A 415-nucleotide genomic window follows, 5' to 3' on the forward strand; every position below is an offset into this window, starting at 1 on the left:
ATCACTTCGGCAGCCCGACAGCTGGTATGTATTCTGCCCGCTGCCTGGTTCTTCGCAGCGGAATTCGGCCTTCATGCCGTATGGTATGCGTTCCCTCTGGCGGAAATCATTTCCGTCGTCCTTACGACTGTCTTATTCCGCCGGATCTATCAGAAAAAGAGTCAGTTGTTATAACCGTAAAGCAGCGGCTTTACGCCGGCTCAGTTATTTTCCCACACGATCCTCCGGAAGCACCAGGCAGTACGCCTGCCGGTACTCTTTCGCCGTGATTCCCATGTATTTCTTAAACAGTCTGCGAAAATAATCGACATCCGTGTACCCGCACTCGTAGGCGATCTCGCTGCCGGTCAGATTCGTTTCTATTAACAGGCGGCAGGCCCGGTTGATTCTGGCCTCGTGGATAGCATCCGTTAAG

General features: G+C 52.8%; 1 protein-coding gene and 1 pseudogene. One reads left to right on the plus strand and one right to left on the minus strand.

The genetic code is table 11. The features are described 5' to 3' along the window. A pseudogene (locus NE473_RS33300) lies at nucleotides 1-174 on the plus strand (MATE family efflux transporter); the annotation flags it as partial. A 30-nt stretch (nucleotides 175-204) separates the two neighbouring features. On the opposite strand, the gene NE473_RS30365 reads toward NE473_RS33300, so the two are convergent. Beyond that, nucleotides 205-415: helix-turn-helix transcriptional regulator (locus NE473_RS30365; RefSeq protein WP_256265572.1), on the minus strand; the 211-nt coding region annotated here is incomplete at its 5' end.

The sequence above is a fragment of the Hungatella sp. SL.1.14 genome (genome assembly GCF_024460495.1).
In the GTDB taxonomy this organism is placed as follows: Bacteria; Bacillota; Clostridia; order Lachnospirales; family Lachnospiraceae; genus Hungatella; species Hungatella hathewayi.